The sequence below is a fragment of the Streptomyces sp. NPDC020807 genome, from assembly GCF_040641575.1.
In the GTDB taxonomy this organism is placed as follows: domain Bacteria; phylum Actinomycetota; class Actinomycetes; order Streptomycetales; family Streptomycetaceae; genus Streptomyces.
This window is the reverse complement of the sequence record NZ_JBFADU010000018.1, coordinates 54,313-74,439: the sequence shown is the minus strand read 5'-3', so window position 1 is coordinate 74,439 and position 20,127 is coordinate 54,313. Positions and strand designations below refer to the sequence as shown.

At 71.6% G+C, this 20,127-nt stretch carries 16 protein-coding genes; 12 read left to right on the top strand and 4 right to left on the bottom strand.

Going from position 1 to position 20,127, the window contains the following annotated elements; all coding sequences use genetic code 11:
* Positions 1–35 precede the first annotated feature (35 nt).
* The 3 genes from AB0G79_RS23975 to AB0G79_RS23965 all read left to right on the top strand — a co-directional run bounded on the left by AB0G79_RS23975 (position 36) and on the right by AB0G79_RS23965 (position 4,616).
* Positions 36–737 carry a GNAT family N-acetyltransferase gene (locus AB0G79_RS23975; RefSeq protein WP_360809677.1) on the top strand — a complete coding sequence of 234 codons (702 nt, stop codon included), beginning with the start codon at positions 36–38 and terminating at the stop codon, positions 735–737.
* A 67-nt stretch (positions 738–804) separates the two neighbouring features.
* The gene (locus tag AB0G79_RS23970; protein WP_360809675.1) at positions 805–2,592 is read left to right on the top strand and encodes an IucA/IucC family siderophore biosynthesis protein; all 1,788 of its coding nucleotides are present in this window, start codon (positions 805–807) and stop codon (positions 2,590–2,592) included.
* Positions 2,593–2,642: 50 nt separating this feature from the next.
* Positions 2,643–4,616 carry an ATP-dependent DNA helicase gene (locus AB0G79_RS23965; RefSeq protein WP_360809673.1) on the top strand — a complete coding sequence of 658 codons (1,974 nt, stop codon included), beginning with the start codon at positions 2,643–2,645 and terminating at the stop codon, positions 4,614–4,616.
* Positions 4,617–4,701: 85 nt separating this feature from the next.
* Here the strand turns inward: AB0G79_RS23965 and lexA are convergent, their stop codons facing one another.
* The gene (lexA, locus tag AB0G79_RS23960; RefSeq protein ID WP_024754934.1) at positions 4,702–5,490 is read right to left on the bottom strand and encodes a transcriptional repressor LexA; all 789 of its coding nucleotides are present in this window, start codon (positions 5,488–5,490) and stop codon (positions 4,702–4,704) included.
* Between the two features lie 458 nt (positions 5,491–5,948).
* Here lexA and nrdR point away from each other — a divergent pair, with 458 nt between their 5' ends.
* Together nrdR and AB0G79_RS23950 are read left to right on the top strand one after the other, a co-directional pair.
* The gene (gene nrdR / locus AB0G79_RS23955) at positions 5,949–6,458 is read left to right on the top strand and encodes a transcriptional regulator NrdR (protein WP_360809671.1); all 510 of its coding nucleotides are present in this window, start codon (positions 5,949–5,951) and stop codon (positions 6,456–6,458) included.
* A gap of 179 nt (positions 6,459–6,637) precedes the next feature.
* The gene (locus AB0G79_RS23950) at positions 6,638–9,532 is read left to right on the top strand and encodes a vitamin B12-dependent ribonucleotide reductase (protein ID WP_360809669.1); all 2,895 of its coding nucleotides are present in this window, start codon (positions 6,638–6,640) and stop codon (positions 9,530–9,532) included.
* Between the two features lie 55 nt (positions 9,533–9,587).
* Here the strand turns inward: AB0G79_RS23950 and AB0G79_RS23945 are convergent, their stop codons facing one another.
* Positions 9,588–10,118, bottom strand: coding sequence for a TerD family protein (locus AB0G79_RS23945; protein ID WP_360809667.1), 531 nt, complete (start codon positions 10,116–10,118; stop codon positions 9,588–9,590).
* A gap of 293 nt (positions 10,119–10,411) precedes the next feature.
* Between AB0G79_RS23945 and AB0G79_RS23940 the strand changes: the two genes are divergently transcribed.
* The 3 genes from AB0G79_RS23940 (at position 10,412) to AB0G79_RS23930 (ending at position 12,695) form a co-directional block, all read left to right on the top strand.
* Entirely contained in the window at positions 10,412–11,017 is a 606-nt protein-coding gene (locus AB0G79_RS23940) for a YdbC family protein (RefSeq protein ID WP_360809665.1), read from the top strand.
* Between the two features lie 91 nt (positions 11,018–11,108).
* A complete protein-coding gene (locus AB0G79_RS23935; protein WP_360809663.1) occupies positions 11,109–11,768 on the top strand; it encodes a histidine phosphatase family protein in 660 nt (219 codons plus the stop codon).
* A 12-nt stretch (positions 11,769–11,780) separates the two neighbouring features.
* Positions 11,781–12,695 carry an ADP-ribosylglycohydrolase family protein gene (locus AB0G79_RS23930; RefSeq protein WP_360809661.1) on the top strand — a complete coding sequence of 305 codons (915 nt, stop codon included), beginning with the start codon at positions 11,781–11,783 and terminating at the stop codon, positions 12,693–12,695.
* 140 nt (positions 12,696–12,835) lie between these two features.
* Here AB0G79_RS23930 and AB0G79_RS23925 read toward each other — a convergent pair whose 3' ends face one another.
* Positions 12,836–14,389, bottom strand: a complete 1,554-nt coding sequence (locus tag AB0G79_RS23925) for an MFS transporter (protein WP_360809659.1) — start codon at positions 14,387–14,389, stop codon at positions 12,836–12,838.
* Positions 14,390–14,510: 121 nt separating this feature from the next.
* On the opposite strand from AB0G79_RS23925, the gene AB0G79_RS23920 reads away from it, so the two are divergent.
* From AB0G79_RS23920 to AB0G79_RS23910, 3 genes are all read left to right on the top strand, one after another.
* Complete coding sequence (locus tag AB0G79_RS23920) at positions 14,511–15,131, top strand: TetR/AcrR family transcriptional regulator (protein ID WP_360809657.1); 621 nt, start codon at positions 14,511–14,513, stop codon at positions 15,129–15,131.
* 73 nt (positions 15,132–15,204) lie between these two features.
* Entirely contained in the window at positions 15,205–15,915 is a 711-nt protein-coding gene (locus tag AB0G79_RS23915) for a ribonuclease HII (RefSeq protein WP_360809655.1), read from the top strand.
* Positions 15,916–16,022: 107 nt separating this feature from the next.
* The gene (locus AB0G79_RS23910; protein ID WP_360809653.1) at positions 16,023–16,652 is read left to right on the top strand and encodes a hypothetical protein; all 630 of its coding nucleotides are present in this window, start codon (positions 16,023–16,025) and stop codon (positions 16,650–16,652) included.
* A 195-nt stretch (positions 16,653–16,847) separates the two neighbouring features.
* Here the strand turns inward: AB0G79_RS23910 and AB0G79_RS23905 are convergent, their stop codons facing one another.
* Positions 16,848–17,477 (bottom strand): hypothetical protein, encoded by a 630-nt coding sequence (locus AB0G79_RS23905; RefSeq protein WP_360809651.1) that lies wholly within the window; start codon positions 17,475–17,477, stop codon positions 16,848–16,850.
* 377 nt (positions 17,478–17,854) lie between these two features.
* Between AB0G79_RS23905 and AB0G79_RS23900 the strand changes: the two genes are divergently transcribed.
* A complete protein-coding gene (locus tag AB0G79_RS23900) occupies positions 17,855–20,014 on the top strand; it encodes a RecQ family ATP-dependent DNA helicase (protein ID WP_360809649.1) in 2,160 nt (719 codons plus the stop codon).
* Positions 20,015–20,127 lie beyond the last annotated feature (113 nt).

The following is a 20,127-nucleotide window of genomic DNA, read 5'->3' as shown; positions in this document are numbered from 1 at the left end:
GTCCACCGAGCCACCCCGTCGAGGAGAGCGACACCGTGCCACCACCCCACCAGACCCCGACCGACCCGGCCGGGGACGACACCGTCGACCTACGGGTCGACGAGCTCGTCGCCCTCCTCGCCGCCGGGACGCCGCCCCACGCACCGGGCGGCAGCCAGGCCGACGGAGACCTCCTCGACTCCGTCGCCGACTGGGGCCGGACCCCGACCCCCTTCGGCGACTTCCAGCTGCTCCCCGTACGCCTGGACAAGGACCTGCGGCTCCTCACCGCCTGGATGAACGACCCGGCCGTCGCCGCCTACTGGGAGCTCGCCGGCCCCGATAGCGTGACCGCCGAGCACCTCCGCGCCCAACTGGAGGGCGACGGCCGCAGCGTGCCCTGCCTCGGCGTCCTCGACTCCGTACCGATGAGCTACTTCGAGATCTACCGGGCCGACCTCGACCCCCTCGCCCGGTACTACCCGGCCCGGCCGCACGACACCGGTATCCATCTGCTGATCGGAGGCGCCACCGACCGCGGCCGAGGCGTCGGCACCGCTCTCCTGCGCGCCGTCACCGACCTCGTCCTCGCCCGCCGCCCCCACTGCACCCGGGTCGTCGCCGAACCGGACATCCGCAACACCCCCTCCGTCTCCGCCTTCCTCGGAGCCGGCTTCCACCGCTCCGCGGAAGTCGACCTCCCCGACAAACGCGCCGCACTCATGGTCCGCGAGCGGACCCTTCGTCACTCTCCGTGAGCAATCTATGCCCTGTATACGTCGCTCGAACCGTCATGGTTCCCACTTCGAGGAGTCCTTCGTGTCGATGTCCCCTGCACCCCACGACTCCGCACCACTGCTCGCGCCCTCCGAGCTGACGCCCGCCGCCTGGGAGAAGGCCTCCGCCCGCCTTCTCGCCAAGGCCCTCGCCGAGTTCGCGTACGAGGAGATCGTCGTCCCGGTCCCGGTCGGCGGCGACGGGACCGACCGGTACGAACTCCGGCTCGACGACGGCACCACGCTCACGTTCCGTGCCCGACGCGGCGCCTACGACAGCTGGCGGGTCGAAGCCGACTCGATCGCCCACGAGGGCCGGTCCATGACCGACCCCCTCGACTTCCTGCTCCGCGCCCGGAGCCTCCTCCGCCTCGACGGTGCCACCCTCGGCCACCTCATCCGCGAGCTCTCCGCCACCCTCGCCGCCGACACCCGCCTCGACGCGACGGCCGTCACCGCGGACCGCCTCGCCGACCTGCCCTACGCCGAACTCGAAGGGCACCAGACCGGCCACCCCTGGATCGTCGTCAACAAGGGCCGCATCGGTTTCTCCGCCTCCGACGCCGCCCGCTGGGCCCCCGAGGCCCGCCGCGCCACCCGCCTCCCCTGGATCGCCGTCAGCAAGGACATCGCCGCCTACCGCGGTGCGACCGGCCTCGAAACCCCCGACCGGCTCTACGCCAGGGAACTCGACCCCGAGGTCCACACCTCCTTCCGCGCTGCCCTCGCCGACCGCGGCCACGATCCCGACGGCTACCTCCTGCTGCCCGTCCACCCCTGGCAGTGGGACGAGGTCCTGCTCCCGCTCTACGCCCCCGCCGTCGCCGCCGGCACCGTCGTGCCGCTCTCCGCCGACGGTGACCTCCGCCTGCCGCAGCAGTCCGTCCGCACCTTCCTCAACACCAGCCGCCCCGAACGGCACACCGTCAAACTTCCGCTGTCGGTCCTCAACACCCTCGTCTGGCGCGGTCTGCCCACCGAGCGGACCCTCGCGGCCCCCGCCGTCACCGCCTGGGTCCACGGCCTGCGCGACGCCGACCCCTTCCTGCGGGACGAGTGCGGCGTGATCCTCCTCGGCGAGGTCGCCTCCGTCACCGTCGAGCACCCCCTCTACGACCGGCTGCCCGAAGTCCCGTACCAATACAAGGAACTCCTCGGAGCGATCTGGCGCGAACCGCTCCGCCTGCCCCCGGGCGAGCGCGCCCGCACCCTCGCCGCGCTGCTCCACACCGACCCGGAAGGACGGGCGTTCGTCGCCGAGCTCGTCGAGCGCTCCGGTCTCGCCCCCGCCGTGTGGATCCAGCACCTCTTCGCCGCGCTGCTGCCCCCGCTCCTGCACTTCCTCTACCGGTACGGGACGGTCTTCTCCCCGCACGGCGAGAACGCGATCGTCGTCTACGACGGCGAGGACGTCCCCGTGCGGCTCGCGATCAAGGACTTCGTCGACGACGTCAACATCAGCCGCCGACCGCTTCCCGAACACGACACGATGCCCGACGACGTCCGCGACGTACTCCTCACCGAGGAACCCGGCTTCCTCACCCAGTTCATCCATTCGGGGCTCTTCGTCGGCGTCTTCCGGTACCTGGCACCGCTCTGCGAGGACCAACTCGGCGTACCCGAGACGGAATTCTGGGACCTCGTACGTGCGGAGATCCTCCGCTACCAAGGACGCTTCCCCGAGCTGAAGGAACGGTTCGAGCTGTTCGATCTCCTCACCCCGAGGATCGAGCGGCTCTGCCTCAACCGGAACCGTCTGCACCTGGACGGCTACCGCGACCGGCCGGAGCGCCCCCACGCGGCCGTCCACGAGACCGTCCCCAACCCGCTCGCGTGAGGCGCGAGGGGGACCGGGCTGTCGGTGCCGCCCCGTAGGCTGGAAGCGCTATGACGAAGCCATCCCTCCCCGAGCTCCTCCACGCCGCCGTCACCGCCGTCGGCGGCACGGAGCGCCCCGGCCAGGTCGCCATGGCCGAGGCCGTGGCCGAGGCCATCGACGACAACTCCCACCTCCTCGTCCAGGCCGGCACCGGCACGGGCAAGTCGCTCGGCTACCTCGTGCCGGCCCTCGCCCAGGGGGAGCGGGTCGTGGTGGCCACGGCCACCCTGGCGCTCCAGCGCCAGCTCGTCGAGCGCGATCTTCCCCGGACGGTCGACGCCCTCCACCCGCAGCTGCGGCGGCGGCCGCAGTTCGCCATGCTCAAGGGCCGGTCGAACTACCTGTGCCTGCACCGGCTCTACGAAGGGGTCCCGCAGGACGAGGAGGACGGCCTGTTCGACCCCTTCGAGGCGGCCGCGCCCACTAGCAAGCTGGGCCAGGACCTCCTGCGGCTGCGGGACTGGTCGGACGAGACGGAGACCGGCGACCGGGACGACCTCACCCCGGGCGTCTCCGACAAGGCCTGGGCCCAGGTCTCCGTCTCCTCCCGCGAGTGCCTCGGCGCGAGCAAGTGCGCGTACGGGGCCGAGTGCTTCGCCGAGGCCGCCCGGGAGCGCGCCAAGCTCGCCGACGTCGTCGTCACCAACCACGCGCTGCTCGCCATCGACGCCATCGAGGGTGCTCCGGTGCTCCCGCAGCACGAGGTGCTGATCGTCGACGAGGCGCACGAGCTCGTCTCCCGGGTCACCGGCGTCGCCACCGGCGAGCTCACGCCGGGCCAGGTCAACCGTGCCGTGCGCCGGGCCTCGAAGCTCGTGGACGAGAAGGTCGCCGATCAGCTCCAGACCGCCGCCGAGGGATTCGAGCGGGTCATGGAGCTCGCTCTTCCGGGCCGGCTGGAGAAGATCCCGGAGGATCTGGCGTACGCGCTGATGGCGCTGCGTGACGCCGCCCGCGCGGTGATCACGGCTCTGGGGAACACGCGGGACCGCTCCGTGCAGGACGAGGACGCCGTCCGCAAGCAGGCGATGGCCTCGGTGGAGACCGTCCACGGCGTCGCGGAGCGGATCACCCAGGGCTCCGAGTACGACGTCGTCTGGTACGAGCGCCACGACCGTTTCGGCGCGTCGCTGCGGGTGGCGCCGCTCACCGTCTCGGGCTTGCTCCGGGAGAAGCTCTTCACCGAGCGGTCCGTGGTGCTGGCGTCGGCGACGCTCAAGCTCGGTGGCGACTTCAACGGGGTGGGGGCCTCGCTCGGCCTCGCCCCCGAGGGCACGAAGGGCGACGACCTGCCGGTCTGGAAGGGCCTCGACGTCGGCTCCCCGTTCGACTATCCGAAGCAGGGCATCCTGTACGTCGCCAAGCACCTGTCCCGTCCCGCGCGGGACGGTGAGCGGGGCGACATGCTGGACGAGCTCGCCGAGCTGATGGAGGCGGCCGGCGGGCGCACGCTCGGCCTGTTCTCCTCGATGCGGGCGGCGCAGCAGGCGGCCGAGGAGCTGCGGAGCCGTCATCCGGAGCTGCCGATCCTGCTCCAGGGCGAGGACACCCTGGGCGAGCTGATCAAGAACTTCGCGGCGGACCCGAAGACCTGCCTCTTCGGCACGCTGTCGCTCTGGCAGGGCGTGGACGTCCCCGGGCCCAGCTGTCAGCTGGTCGTCATGGACAAGATCCCGTTCCCGCGCCCGGACGACCCGCTGATGAGCGCGCGGCAGAAGGCGGTCGAGGAGGCGGGCGGCAACGGCTTCATGGCGGTCGCGGCCACCCACGCGGCCCTGCTGATGGCCCAGGGTGCCGGACGGCTGGTGCGGGCGACGGGTGACCGCGGTGTCGTCGCGGTGCTCGATCCCCGGTTGGCGACCGCCCGGTACGGCAGTTACCTGAAGGCCTCGCTGCCGGACTTCTGGTACACCACGGACCGCAATCAGGTCCGGAAGTCGCTCGCCGCGATCGACGCGGCGTCGAAGGCGGAGAGCAACTGACCCCTTGCCGTGCGTGCGAGCGCACGGCAAGGCCCCGGGACCGGCGCAGAGGGTCCCGGGGCCCGATCAGGGGCCGGCGAGGGCGTCACACCCGCCGGAGCACCGCCACGACCTTGCCGAGGATGGTGGCCTCGTCGCCGGGGATGGGCTGGTACGCGGCGTTGTGCGGGAGCAGCCAGACGTGCCCGTCCTCGCGCTTGAAGCGCTTGACCGTGGCCTCGCCGTCGAGCATGGCGGCGACGATGTCGCCGTTCTCCGCGACGGGCTGGCGGCGGACGGTGACCCAGTCGCCGTCGCAGATGGCGGCCTCGATCATGGAGTCGCCGACGACCTTGAGGACGAACAGCTCGCCGTCGCCGACCAGCTGCCGGGGGAGCGGGAAGACGTCCTCGACGGACTCCTCGGCCAGGATGGGGCCACCGGCCGCGATCCGGCCGACCAGGGGGACGTACGACGCGGCAGGCTTGCCCGTGGTGTCCGTGGGCTGCGTGCTGGGCTGGTCCGAGCCGCGGACCTCGTACGCCCGGGGGCGGTGGGGGTCGCGACGCAGGAAGCCCTTGCGCTCCAGTGCCATGAGCTGGTGAGCCACCGAGGACGTGCTCGAGAGTCCTACCGCCTGGCCGATCTCGCGCATCGACGGCGGGTAGCCGCGGCGCTGGACGGAGTCGCGGATGACCTCGATGACCCGGCGCTGCCGGTCCGTGAGGCCGGAGCTGTCCGCCCGGATGCCTGGAGGTCGCCCGGGGAGGGCGCGGGCGGGTCGCCCGGGCTCCTCGCCGTTCATGGCTGCGTCATTCATGGCGTGCACCGGCTCGAGTCGGCCCTGGGAGCGGTCCTGGGCGGTGATGGTGGCACTGTCTGCGGTGGTGGTCACGTCGTCGGCCCCTCTCGAAAGTGTCTCCCTGGCTGGCACAACGGTAGTGGCTTTCGAAAGGTTGCGCCAAACACACGTTCGAGTGAAAAATCGCAGATCGCCTTACGTGTGTACGGGTGGGGGTGTATGAGTACCGTCACTCCGACGGCCCGCGCCCTCTCAATTCGGGCATTACGCTAGCCTTCGCGGCTGGACGGCCGAGCGCCGGGGTGCCTCGCCGCACCCCTCCAGTCTCGCATCCGAGGCCCGGAATCCCGGGGCTGGACGGCCCGCGACACGCGCAGGCGACGAAATCGTCCCTAACCCAAGATCTAGTGGTTGGATGACACCGACCGCCCAGGGGTAGTGGTCCGGGTCTGCCGGAACCGCTGCCATCGCCTATGCTGGAGGTCGCTTCACAGGGGCCCCAGAGGCCCCGCGAGGCTCATCAGTCGTGCCGTGAGGGAGGGTCGGAAGCCATGCACTGCCCCTTCTGCAGGCATCCCGACAGCCGTGTCGTCGACAGTCGCACCACGGACGACGGGACGTCGATCCGGCGCCGTCGCCAGTGCCCCGACTGCTCCCGCCGTTTCACCACGGTGGAGACGTGTTCGCTCATGGTCGTGAAGCGGTCCGGTGTCACCGAGCCCTTCAGTCGCACGAAGGTCATCTCCGGCGTCCGCAAGGCGTGCCAGGGGCGACCGGTCACCGAGGACGCCCTCGCCAAGCTCGGCCAGCGGGTCGAGGAGGCGGTGCGCGCCACCGGCAGCGCCGAGCTGACCACCCACGACGTGGGTCTGGCGATCCTGGGCCCCCTGCGGGAACTCGACCTCGTCGCGTACCTGCGCTTCGCGTCCGTGTACAAGGCTTTCGACAGCCTCGAAGACTTCGAGACCGCCATCGTGGAACTCCGCGAGCGGTCTCCCGCTGAGAACAGCGGGACCGGTGCGGCCTCCGAGCCCCCCGTTCCCGTCACCACCGCCGACTGATCGGCGGTCCGTGCCCCTGGCGGGCCCGGTGACCGGCCGCCGCCGAGCGGCCCTGTGAACGTGCCCCGGGTGACCCCTGTGCGGTCCCCGTGGCAGCAGTACAGAACGACGTACCAGAAGACGGTGCCCTGGGACTTTCTGGGTGCCAAAGTGTGTTTTGCCCGTATATGGGAGGCGGCATGACAGAGACGGCGAGCGGCCCGGCACGTGGTTCCCGCACCAAGGGAGCCAAGTCGGCGAGCAAGGGCCTGCGCATCGAGCGCATCCACACCACCCCCGGCGTGCACCCGTACGACGAGGTGACGTGGGAGCATCGCGACGTCGTCATGACCAACTGGCGCGACGGCTCGATCAACTTCGAGCAGCGTGGCGTCGAGTTCCCCGACTTCTGGTCGGTGAACGCGGTCAACATCGTCACCAGCAAGTACTTCCGCGGGGCCGTCGGCACCCCGCAGCGCGAGACCGGTCTCAAGCAGCTCATCGACCGCATCGTGAAGACCTACACGAAGGCCGGCGAGGACTACGGTTACTTCGCCTCCCCGGCCGACGCCGAGATCTTCGAGCACGAGCTGGCCTACGCCCTCCTGCACCAGATCTTCAGCTTCAACTCGCCGGTCTGGTTCAACGTCGGCACCCCGCAGCCCCAGCAGGTCTCCGCCTGCTTCATCCTGTCCGTCGACGACTCCATGGAGTCCATCCTCGACTGGTACAAGGAAGAGGGCATGATCTTCAAGGGCGGCTCCGGCGCCGGCCTGAACCTCTCCCGCATCCGCTCCTCCAAGGAGCTCCTCTCCTCCGGCGGCAACGCCTCCGGCCCGGTCTCCTTCATGCGCGGCGCCGACGCCTCCGCAGGAACGATCAAGTCGGGCGGCGCCACCCGTCGCGCGGCCAAGATGGTCATCCTCGACGTCGACCACCCCGACATCGAGGACTTCATCGAGACCAAGGTCAAGGAGGAGGAGAAGATCCGCGCCCTCCGCGACGCGGGCTTCGACATGGACCTGGGCGGCGACGACATCACGTCCGTCCAGTACCAGAACGCCAACAACTCCGTCCGCGTGAACGACACGTTCATGAAGGCCGTCGAGTCCGGCGGGAAGTTCGGCCTCACCTCGCGCATGACCGGCGAGGTCATCGAGGAGGTCGACGCCAAGGCGCTCTTCCGCAAGATGGCCGAGGCCGCGTGGGCCTGTGCCGACCCGGGCATCCAGTACGACGACACGATCAACCACTGGCACACCTGCCCCGAGTCCGGCCGCATCAACGGCTCGAACCCGTGCAGCGAGTACATGCACCTGGACAACACGTCCTGCAACCTCGCCTCGCTCAACCTCATGAAGTTCCTCAAGGACGACGGCAAGGGCAACCAGTCCTTCGACGTCGAGCGCTTCGCCAAGGTCGTCGAGCTCGTCATCACCGCGATGGACATCTCCATCTGCTTCGCCGACTTCCCCACCGAGAAGATCGGCGAGAACACCCGCGCCTACCGCCAGCTCGGCATCGGCTACGCCAACCTCGGCGCCCTGCTGATGGCGACCGGCCACGCGTACGACTCCGACGGCGGCCGCGCCCTCGCCGGTGCCATCACCTCCCTGATGACCGGCACCTCGTACAAGCGCTCCGCCGAGCTCGCCGGTGTCGTCGGCGCCTACGACGGCTACGCCCGCAACGCCGAGCCGCACCAGCGCGTCATGCAGCAGCACGCCGACGAGAACACCAAGGCCGTCCGCGTCGACGACCTGGACTCGCCGATCTGGGCCGCCGCCACGGAGGCCTGGCAGGACGTGATCCGCCTCGGCGCCAAGAACGGCTTCCGCAACGCCCAGGCCTCGGTCATCGCCCCGACCGGCACCATCGGTCTCGCGATGTCCTGCGACACCACCGGCCTCGAGCCCGACCTCGCCCTGGTCAAGTTCAAGAAGCTCGTCGGCGGCGGCTCGATGCAGATCGTCAACGGCACCGTCCCGCAGGCCCTGCGCCGCCTGGGTTACCAGGAGGAGCAGATCGAGGCGATCGTCGCCCACATCGCCGAGCACGGCAACGTGGTCGACGCCCCCGGCCTGAAGACCGAGCACTACGAGGTCTTCGACTGCGCCATGGGCGAGCGCTCCATCTCCGCGATGGGCCACGTCCGCATGATGGCCGCCATCCAGCCGTGGATCTCCGGTGCCCTCTCCAAGACCGTCAACCTGCCGGAGACGGCGACGGTCGAGGACGTCGAGGAGGTCTACTTCGAGGCCTGGAAGATGGGCGTCAAGGCGCTCGCGATCTACCGCGACAACTGCAAGGTCGGCCAGCCGCTCTCCGCCAAGAAGAAGGAGGACGAGAAGGCCGAGGTCACCGCGAAGTCCGAGGCGACGATCCGCGAGGCCGTCGAGAAGGTCGTCGAGTACCGCCCGGTCCGCAAGCGCCTCCCGAAGGGCCGCCCGGGGATCACCACCTCCTTCACCGTCGGTGGCGCCGAGGGCTACATGACCGCCAACTCCTACCCGGATGACGGTCTCGGTGAGGTCTTCCTGAAGATGTCGAAGCAGGGCTCGACCCTCGCCGGCATGATGGACGCCTTCTCCATCGCCGTCTCCGTCGGCCTCCAGTACGGCGTTCCGCTGGAGACGTACGTCTCGAAGTTCACCAACATGCGCTTCGAGCCGGCCGGCATGACGGACGACCCGGACGTGCGGATGGCGCAGTCGATCGTCGACTACATCTTCCGTCGCCTGGCGCTGGACTTCCTGCCCTTCGAGACCCGCTCCGCCCTCGGCATCCACTCCGCCGAGGAGCGTCAGCGCCACCTCGACACCGGCTCGTACGAGCAGGCCGAGGACGAGGAGCTCGACGTCGAGACCCTCGCCCAGTCCGCCCCGCGCGCCCAGGAGCTGAAGGTCGTCGCGACCCCGGCCCCGAAGGCCGAGGTCCCGGCCCCCAAGCAGGCGCACACCTCGGCGGAGCTCGTCGAGATGCAGCTCGGCATCAGCGCCGACGCCCCGCTCTGCTTCTCCTGCGGGACGAAGATGCAGCGCGCCGGCTCCTGCTACATCTGCGAGGGCTGCGGCTCGACCAGCGGCTGCAGCTGAGCACTGAGCAGTAGGTGAGAGAGGGTGTCGGCCGGTGGCCGGCACCCTCTTCGCGTCAGGCCGGGCGGGCGCCCAGGAGGGTGCCGAAGGAGCGCGGGTCGGCGTCGAAGCCGCGGCTGAGGGCGCCGTACGACCACCCGCCGGCGGCGTCGCGCGTGAACTCCACGACCGTCGCCGACAAGGCCTCCGGGACGTCCGAGAAGTCGTGGGACAGCAGGTCCGTGTAGCCCTCGCGGACGCGTATGCCCGTGCCCGCTATGTCGCCGAACGCCAGCCTCCCCGCGCCCTGCTGCACGGTCACGCCGACCACCACGCGCGCGTACGCCGGAGCCAGGCGGTCCAGTTCCAGGGTCATCGCCTCGTCGTACCCGAAGCCCTGGCCCGTACGGCTGTCGCGGTGCAGGGTGATCGTCCCGTCGGGGGAGCGGCTGCCGAAGTGCACCAGGTAGGCCGGGGCTCCGTACGGGTCGCCGGTCGTGAAGACCCCGGCGACGAGGTCCAGGTCGTGGGCCGGCGCACCGCTCGGGGCGGGGTCCCACTTGAGGGTGACCTCGACCTTCGCCACGCCCTTGTTGAGTCCGCTCACGGCGCTTCCCCTCTCCGCGTGCGCCCCCGCGCACGCCTCGCCTCGACCGTCACCCTCCCCCAAGAGCCCTTGGCCGAGGGGAGATTGCCCATGGTGTCACGGGGGTCTGACAGTGGACCCGGTGGACGGCCGCCGGATGCGGGTACGGCGGCCTGACGAGCTGGATCTCGCCCCTCCCGTGGCTCGAATCGATCAGAAAGCCGGGAATGCGGGGGAACTCTCCGAGCGGTCAGGGGCGTTGGGCTTGGTGATGCGTACTGCCGGGGCGTCGTCCCGGCCCGTACGATGGCGCGGTGCTGGTCAAGTGGATTCGCTGCACCGTGGTGGACCGTCGAGGGTTCGAGCGGGGGCAGCGGAAATGGGCGGGGCTGCTCGGTGAGCCGGGATTCCGGGGACAGGGCGGAGGGTGGAGCCGGAGTCGGCCGGATGTCGCCCACGTCTTCGGGTTCTGGGAGAGCCGGGCCTTCTACGACTCCTTCATGGCCCGGTCGCACGATCGCCTGGCGGCCTCGCAGGTGGGCACGTACCGGGACGCCCAGGTCAAGCTGTTCGACCACCGCTTCGACGTGAAGACGGGGTTCGAGCCGCGGTTCTCCGACGCCGACGTGGCACGGGTCGCGCACTGCCGGGTCCACGAGGACCGCGCCGAGCACTTCGCGCTCATGCAGGAGAAGGTGTGGAACCCCGCGATGGCCGGTTCGCCGGGCATGCTGCGGGGCCTGTTCGGCGAGGCGCCGGGCAGCGAGTTCCTGGTGCTGTCGATGTGGCGGTCCGACGCGGAGCACGGCAAGTACCGGGTGGAGCGCGTGGAGCGGCTCGGGCTGCGGGCGCGTACCGACGCGGACGTGGCGGCGCTGACCGGTGACGTCGTACGGCTCGAAGCGGCCTGGACCGTCTGAGGGCCGGAGTCCGGTCCCCCGCGTACGGCGGATGGGCGCCCGTGACCCCCTTGGCCGAGCCTGTCCGGAGCGGTCGAACTAGGGTCGGGGTATGTCACGACCGCGGCGCATCGTTCTCGTACGGCACGGAGAGTCCGAAGGCAATGCCGACGACACGGTGTACGAGCGGGAGCCCGACCACGCACTCCGGCTCACCGAGACCGGTTGGCGGCAGGCGGAGGCCACGGGGGAGCGGCTGCGGGAGACGTTCGGCGACGAGCAGGTCAGCGTCTACGTCTCGCCGTACCGCCGCACCCATGAGACTCTCCGTGCCTTCCGGCTGCCCGCGGAGCAGGTGCGGGTGCGGGAGGAGCCGCGCCTGCGCGAGCAGGACTGGGGGAACTGGCAGGAGCGAGAGGACGTGCGCCTGCAGAAGGCGTACCGGGACGCGTACGGGCACTTCTTCTACCGCTTCGCCCAGGGCGAGTCGGGAGCGGACGTCTACGACCGCGTCGGCGCCTTCCTGGAGAGCCTCTACCGCAGCTTCGAGGCCCCCGACCACCCGCCGAACGTCCTGCTGGTGACCCACGGCCTGACCATGCGCCTGTTCTGCATGCGCTGGTTCCACTGGACGGTCGCCGACTTCGAGTCCCTGTCGAACCCCGGCAACGCCGAGACGCGCACACTGCTGCTCGGCGACGACGGCCGGTACCGACTCGACCGGCCCTTCGCGCGTTGGCGTACCCCGGAGCCGTACGGGCACACCGGATAGAGTGGGGGAGCGATGACCGCTGACTTCTCACTCGAACGGCGCTTCGACCGCGCCCTGGCCAGCCTGCGTGGGCTGTCCGTGGGAGACGCCCTGGGCTCCCAGTTCTTCGTACCCGCTCACTACCCCCTGCTGAAGCGGCGCGAGCTGCCGCCCGGCCCCTGGCAGTGGACCGACGACACCGAGATGGCCTGCTCCGTCCTGGCTGTCCTCGCCCGCCACGACCGCATCGACCAGGACGCCCTCGCCCGGTCCTTCGCGGAGCACCACGACTTCGACCGGGGCTACGGGCCAGCGGTCAACCGGATGCTGCGGCTCATCCGTGAGGGTGGCGACTGGCGGGAACTCGCCGCCGCGCTCTTCAAGGGGCAGGGCTCCTGGGGCAATGGCGCCGCCATGCGGATCGCCCCGCTCGGCGCCTGGTACGCGGACGACCCGGAGCAGGCGACGCACCAGGCCGAGATCTCGGCGTACACGACCCACCAGCACCGCGAGGCCGTCGTCGGCGCGATGGCCGTGGCCGCCGCCGCCGCCCTCGCCGCCGACCCGGCCGGCCCGCCCAAGCCCGAGGCGCTCCTCGACGGCGTCATCGCGCTCGTGCCGCGCAGCGCCGTCGGCGCAGGACTGCGCCGGGCGCGCGACATGCTCGACTACGGGGACGCGGGCACCGTCGCCGCGGTCCTCGGCAGCGGTCGGCGGACCAGCGCGCACGACACCGTCCCCTTCGCACTCTGGTCCGCGGCGCGGGCGCTCGGTGATTTCGAGCAGATGTTCTGGACGACGGCGCAGGTCGGCGGCGATGTCGACACGACCTGCGCCATCGCCGGGGGAGTCGTGGCCTCCTCGGTGCACGGCGCGCCGCCGGACGAGTGGCTGCGGCAGACCGAGGAGCTGCCGGAGTGGCTGCCGGGCGGGGTCGGGAAGGTCTGAGAGCGAAGCCTCTCAGGTGTCGTGAGGGGCGTGAGCGAGGGGCGTGAGGGACGCGGGCGACGCCCCCTGGGCCCGTTGTCGGGCGCAGGGGGCGACTCGCTGAGGGGTACGAGGGGTACGAGGCCGGGTCGGCCGGCGGGTCAGGCCACCGGACCGGCCGCCTCCGCCCGGCCGCTGAGCGCCTCCAGGTCGCTCTTGCGGACCCTGATCACCAGGACCGCCGTGGCCAGGGCGATCAGCACCATCCCCACGGCCGCGGTGAAGGCCGAGGCGATGCCCGAGGTGAGAACGGTGTCACCCCAGGGCGAGGGCAGCTCGTGCGTCTGGGCGAACGCGGCCTGCTCCTCGGGCGTGGCGGAGGCGAGGAAGGCCGGGACCTGCTTCGTGGCCTCCTCGCGGCTCGCCGTACCGAAGACGGTGACGAGGATGGACAGGCCGAGGGAACCGCCGACCTGCTGGGTCGCGTTGAGCAGGCCGGAGGCGGCGCCAGCCTCGTGCGGGGCGACGCCGGAGACCGCGGTCAGCGTGAGCGTCACGAAGTTGAGACCCATGCCGAAGCCGAAGACGGCCATCGGGCCCAGGACCGCCCCCACGTAACTGCTGTCCGGCTCGATGAACGACATCCAGAACAGGCCGATCCCGGTGAGGGCCGACCCGGTCACCATGAACGGCTTGGGGCCGAGGTTCGGCAGCAGCCGCTGGGCGAGGCCCGCGCTCGTGACGATCGCGAGGGTGACCGGCAGGAAGGCGAGACCCGACTGGATCGGGCTGTAGCCGAGCACGTCCTGCACCCACAGGACGATGAAGAAGAACATGCCGAACATGGCGGCCGAGAGGCTGAGCATGATCACGTACGTCCCCGAGCGGTTGCGCTCGGCGAACATGCGGAGCGGGGTGATGGGCTCCTTGGCCCGCGACTCGACCAGGGCGAAGGACGCGAGCAGGATCACCGCCGCGACGAAGGAGCCGATGGTCAGCGAGTCCTTCCAGCCCTTCTCGGACGCGCGGATGAACCCGTACACCAGCGCCGCCATGCCGAGCGTCGAGGTGAGCGCGCCGGCGATGTCGAAGCGGCCGGGGTGGCGCTCCGACTCCGCGATGTAGCGGGGGGCGAGGTAGGCGATGAGCAGGCCGATCGGCACGTTGACGAAGAAGACCCAGCGCCAGTCGAGCCACTCGGTGAGCATGCCGCCGGCGAGGAGTCCGATCGCGCCGCCACCGGCCGAGACGGCGGCGAACACGCCGAACGCCCGGTTCCGCTCCGGGCCTTCGGGAAACGTCGTGGTGATCAGCGCGAGCGACGTGGGTGAGGCGATGGCCCCGCCGACGCCCTGGAGGGCGCGCGCGGCGAGCAGCTGCCAGGGCTCCTGGGCGAAGCCGCCGAGCAGGGAGGCGAGGGTGAAGAGGAGGATGCCGGCCATGAACACCCGGCGGCGGCCCAGGATGTCGCCGGCGCGACCGCCGAGGAGCAGCAGCCCGCCGAAGGTGAGCGTGTAGGCGCTGAGGACCCACGAGAGGTCCGTGGTCGAGAAGGAGAGCGCGTCCTGGATGTGCGGCAGCGCGATGTTCACGATCGTGGCGTCGAGAACGACCATCAACTGGCAGGCGGCGATGACGGTCAGGGCGATTCCCGGCCGGTTTCCGGCGCGTGCGCGGCCGTTCTCGGTCTGTGTGTCCACCGGAGAAGTTGTCACGATGAGTCCCCCACGGAAGAATTAGGGAACGCAACCGTTCCCTGTTTCCACGGTAGTGAGTCGCCGTCAGTGAACGCAAGCGTTCACTCGTCGCTCGATCCCGCCCAACGGAGAGACCCAGATGGCTACTTCGCGTCCCGCGGCCGCCGCCACCAGGCCGGAAGGGGCGGCGCCCCGGCGCCGTGGACCCGTACTGGAACGGGCGATTCTGGAGGCGACGCTCGAACAGCTCGGCAGCGTCGGCTGGAACGGACTGACGATGGAGGGTGTCGCGGTCGGCGCGCAGACGGGCAAGGCGGCGGTGTACCGGCGCTGGCCGTCGAAGGAGGACCTCGTCGCCGACGCGCTCCGGGCCGGTCTGCCGGACTTCGACGAGGCGCCGGACCGGGGGAGCGTCCGCGAGGACCTGTACGCGCTGTGCGTCCGCCTCCGGGACGTGATGTTCTCCCCGCCCGGCCATGCTCTGCGCGCCGTCCTTCACGAGTGCGACGCGGAGGCGGCGGAACGGTTCCACGAGCTGATCGTCACCGGGGTGACCGAGCCGTCGGCCCGGCTCTTCCGGGAGGTACTGGGCCGGGGCGTCGCGCGGGGAGAGGTGCGGGCCGGCGCGGTCGACGCCCTCGTCCTCGACGTGATCCCCGCGCTGATGATGTACCGCTCCAAGGTGTGCGGGAGCGAATGGCCAGACCGCGAGGTCTCGGACATGATCGACCGGGTCATGATGCCGCTGATCCGGGCGTGACGGCGGGCCCGGCGGACCCCGAGGGGAATCCGGGTATCGCGTGCGGCACCGGGCGGCGTAACCTGACTGCGCCATGCCGTACGAACCTCCCACCCACAGCGTCGAGCGCTCACTCCGAGCGACCACCGGCGCCAAGATCGTCGCCGGGGTCGACGAGGTCGGGCGCGGGGCGTGGGCCGGACCCGTCACGGTCTGCGCGGCCGTCACCGGTCTGCGCCGAGCCCCCGCCGGACTCACCGACTCCAAGCTGCTGACACCCAAGCGCCGCAACGAGCTCGCGGCTGAGCTGGAGGGGTGGGTCACGGCGTACGCGCTCGGCGACGCCTCCCCGGAGGAGATCGACGAGCTCGGAATGACCGCGGCCCTCAGGCTCGCGGCGGTCCGGGCCCTCGAAGGGCTCCCCGTGCGACCCGACGCCGTGATCCTCGACGGCAAGCACGACTACCTCGGCAGCCCCTGGCAGGTCCGCACGGTGATCAAGGGCGACCAGTCCTGCATCGCCGTGGCAGCAGCCTCCGTCATCGCCAAGGTCCGCCGCGACGCGGTCATGGCGGAGCTCGAATCCGACGCCGGGGGATGCTCCGCGTTCGGCTTCGCGGCCAACGCGGGCTACCCTTCGCCGGTCCACAAGGCCGCTCTGGAGGAGCTGGGGCCCACCCCGCACCATCGTCTCTCCTGGTCGTACCTGGACGCGCTGCCCCAGTGGCGCCACCTCAAAAAGGTCCGCCTCTCCGCGGAGGCGGCCGCGCTGGAGAGCGGGGGCCAACTCGGCTTCGACTTCTGAACTTCCGGCTGCCGGGCCCTCCTTCCCGAGACCGCCCGTGCCGGCCGGGCGCACCTGTGCACCACCCGCCGATGCCCCGCGCAGCGGCGTTTGATAGACATCAATCCATGCCTCTCACCCCCGAGGAGCCTCAGATTCACGAGAGCGCTCAGGGTCCCCGCGCCACCGCGGCCGCCGGCCGCCCCGCGTCGACCCCCCGTCCCGTACCCGGCCCGCGTTCCGCGGCCTCTCCGCGTCCCGGGCGTCCGGTGCCCGGTCCGAGGCCCGCTCCGCCGGCCCCCCGTCCGCACCCCGACGCCGCGCAGTCCCCGGCCGTCGGCCAGGAGAATCGTTCCGGCGAGCGGTCCGTCCCGCAGCTCCAGGTGATCCCGGCCCCCGTCGACGGCGCGCTCGACGCCGCGGAGGAGGCCCTCGACCTGCTCCTGGACAGCGGGCGCGCGCCCGGCGACGTCCTGGTCCTCACCACCGGCGGACAGCACCCGTGGGCCGCGCACGAGCTGTCCTTCGGCGAGGCCGCCTACTGGGCCCAGCAGGAGACCGGCGACGACGTGTTCTTCGCGGACGCCGCCGCTGCGGAGCGGGCCGTCGGCAGGCCCGTCGTCATCGTCGCCCTCAACGGCGGCAGTGACGAGACCGCCGCCCGCGCGCTGCCGGTCGCGATGGCACGCGCCGGTGCGCTGCTCGTCGTCTGCGGCGACCCGGAGCGCGTCGCCGCGCTCGTCGGCGCCGGGGTCTGACCGCTCCGTTCCCGCGGCCGTGCTCCCCGCGGCCGAGCTCCGCGGTGGCGTTCTCAGCGGTTCCGTTTCCCGCGGTTCCCTCCCGCCGGCCCGTGACGCGGGCCGGCGGGGGCGCGCGTCGAGAAGTCGAGCCGCCGTCGCCTCACGGGGTGCCGTACCGAGCCGCTCGCCCGCGCGGCCTCGACCGGTCTCGGCTCAGCGTGCCGCGGCGCGGCGCAGGGGTTCTGCCGCCCCGCTCGCGGTTCTCGGCGCGAGACGGCCGAGTTCGGCCGCCTCGGCGCCGAGCGGGACCGGGTGGGAGTCGGAGCTCGGGCGCCGGCCTCCGCGACCCTCGCCGAGCACCTGCCAACCCGCTCGGGTCAGCGTGATGTACGCGCCGCAGCGGAGCCCGTGGAGGGTGCAGGCGTCCCGGAGCCCCCACATCCAGGCCCCGTCCTCCTCCGTCCAGCGCTCGTCGCCCTCGCGGCAGTAGAGCAGCACCGCGGTCCTCACGGGGGCGCGGCGCCGCAGGTCGTGCGGAAGGACCCGGCGGAGGTGCGCCAGGAGCGCGTTCCGGAACTCCCAGCCGTCCGCCGGCAGGGAGCGGGGGACGAACGAGGCGCTGGCGGCGAGCCGTTCCTCGTGGTCCAGGATCGCCACGACCGCCGTCGACGGCGTCGGCGCGTGGCGCGAGTGCAGTCCGCTGACGACCTCACGCGGATTGCCGAGCAGCGGAATCCCCGCCGCGGCCCACTCGGCCGGTTCGAGTATCCGGGCGAGGCGGCTGGCGGACCCGGGCGACGAACGGGTCGAGGTGCCTGCGGACGGAGCGAATCCGAGGGTCATGGTCCTCCCTTCGGATACGCGCCCGCGCGGCGGGCAAGGGTCGGGTGAGGGCGCACCACGGCACGGTCCTTCAAGGCCGCAGAAGGGCCGTGTGGGGCGGTGCTCCAATTCTTGCTTGGCCTGCGGGGGACCGGCAATGAGCAATTGAAGTCGCTGACGAGAATGCGGTGGTATGCCTCTCATATCCCTGCCCCGTCGCCCATTGTTCACTCCCCGTTTCCTCCCCTGTTTCACCCCTGGCCGGTGAGCACCAACGGAAACATCCCTTCCGGTCCACTCGGGCCCCGACACACCGCGCACGGGGCCGCCGACCCGGGAGGGGAGCGTCACGCTGAGTGAGTTGGGCGATTGCCCGTGCCATCGGGTTGCATGGGGTCATGGACAACCAGGAGCTCCGCGCCGAAGCCGATGCCATCCTCGCCGAGCTCGTCGGTGCGCCCGGCGGCTCCGCACGGCTGCGAGAGGACCAGTGGCAGGCGGTGGCGGCCCTGGTGGAGGAGCGCAGGCGCGCCCTCGTCGTGCAGCGGACCGGCTGGGGCAAGTCCGCCGTGTACTTCGTCGCCACCGCCCTCCTGCGGCGGCGCGGCGCGGGCCCCACGGTGATCATCTCGCCGCTCCTCGCGCTGATGCGCAACCAGGTCGACGCCGCGGCGCGCGCCGGCATCCAGGCGCGCACCATCAACTCGGCCAACCCGGAGGAGTGGGACACCATCTACGACGAGGTCGAGCGCGGCGAGACCGACGTCCTCCTCGTCAGCCCCGAGCGGCTCAACTCCGTGGACTTCCGCGAGCAGGTCCTGCCCAAGCTCGCCGCGACCACCGGCCTCCTCGTCGTCGACGAGGCGCACTGCATCTCCGACTGGGGCCACGACTTCAGGCCCGACTACCGCCGCCTGCGGGCCATGCTGGCCGAGCTGTCCCCCGGCGTCCCCGTCCTGGCCACCACCGCGACCGCCAACGCGCGGGTCACCGCCGACGTGGCCGAGCAGCTGGGCACCGGGGCCGGTGAAGCCCTCGTCCTGCGCGGCACCCTGGAGCGCGAGAGCCTGCGCCTCGGCGTGGTCCGACTCCCCGACGCGGCCCACCGCCTCGCCTGGCTCGCCGAGCACCTGAACGACCTCCAGGGCTCCGGGATCGTCTACGCCCTCACCGTCGCCGCGGCCGAGGAGGCCACCGCCTTCCTCCGGCAGCGCGGATTCACGGTGACCTCGTACACGGGCCGCACGGAGAACGCCGACCGCCTGCAGGCCGAGACCGACCTCCAGGAGAACCGCGTCAAGGCGCTCGTGGCGACCTCCGCCCTCGGCATGGGCTTCGACAAGCCCGACCTCGGCTTCGTGGTCCACCTCGGCTCGCCCTCGTCCCCGATCGCCTACTACCAGCAGGTCGGCCGCGCCGGACGCGGCGTCGAGCACGCCGACGTCCTGCTCCTCCCCGGCAAGGAGGACGAGGCGATCTGGCGCTACTTCGCCGACACCGCTTTCCCTCCCGAGTCCCTGGTGCGGCAGACCCTCGCGGCCCTCGCCGACGCCGGACGGCCTCTGTCCGTACCGGCCCTGGAGGCGGCGGTGGACCTCCGCCGCACCCGTCTGGAGACCATGCTCAAGGTCCTCGACGTCGACGGTGCCGTGAAGCGGGTCAAGGGCGGCTGGGCCTCCACCGGCCAGCCCTGGAGCTACGACTCCGAGCGGTACGCCTGGGTGGCGCGCCAGCGCGCGGCCGAGCAGCAGGCCATGCGCGACTACGTCGGCACGACCGAGTGCCGCATGGAGTTCCTGCGCCGCCAGCTGGACGACGAGGGAGCCGTCCCGTGCGGCCGGTGCGACAACTGCGCCGGGCCCTGGGCCGACGCCTCCGTCTCGACGGAGACGCTGACCGGGGCCACGAAGGAACTCGACCGACCGGGCGTCGAGATCGAGCCGCGCCGGATGTGGCCGACGGGCATGCCGGCCCTCGGCGTCGACCTCAAGGGACGCATCCCCGCGGGCGAGCAGTGCTCCACCGGCCGCGCCCTCGGGCGTCTCTCGGACATCGGCTGGGGCAACAGGCTGCGCCCGCTGCTCGCCGACCACGCTCCGGACGGTCCGGTGCCCGACGACGTCCTGAAGGCCGCCGTGGCCGTGCTCGCCGACTGGGCGCGCTCGCCGGGCGGCTGGGCGCCCAACGTCACCGACGCGATCGCACGCCCCGTGGGCGTCGTCGCTCTGCCGTCCCTCACCAGGCCGCAGCTCGTCGGCTCCCTGGCCCACGGCATCGCCACCATCGGTCGCCTCCCCTTCCTCGGCACCCTGGCCTACACCGGCCCGGACGGTGCGCACGCGGCACGCCGCAGCAACTCCGCCCAGCGTCTCCGGGCGCTCTCCGGCGCCCTCGCCGTCCCTCCGGAACTGTCCGAGGCGCTGACCGCCTCGCCCGGCCCGGTCCTGCTCGTGGACGACAGCACCGACTCCGGCTGGACCCTCGCGGTCGCCGCCCGCCTGCTCCGTCGAGCCGGGGCCGGACAGGTGCTCCCGCTGGTCCTGGCCGCGGCCGGCTGAGGCCTGTCGGCACGTCAAACAGCGTCGAGCATAGGGGAATTCGGGGCATCGGACGTCGACCCTGTGGATAACTCCGCAGGGTCGGCAATGCCGCGTATCCGGAGTTATCCACA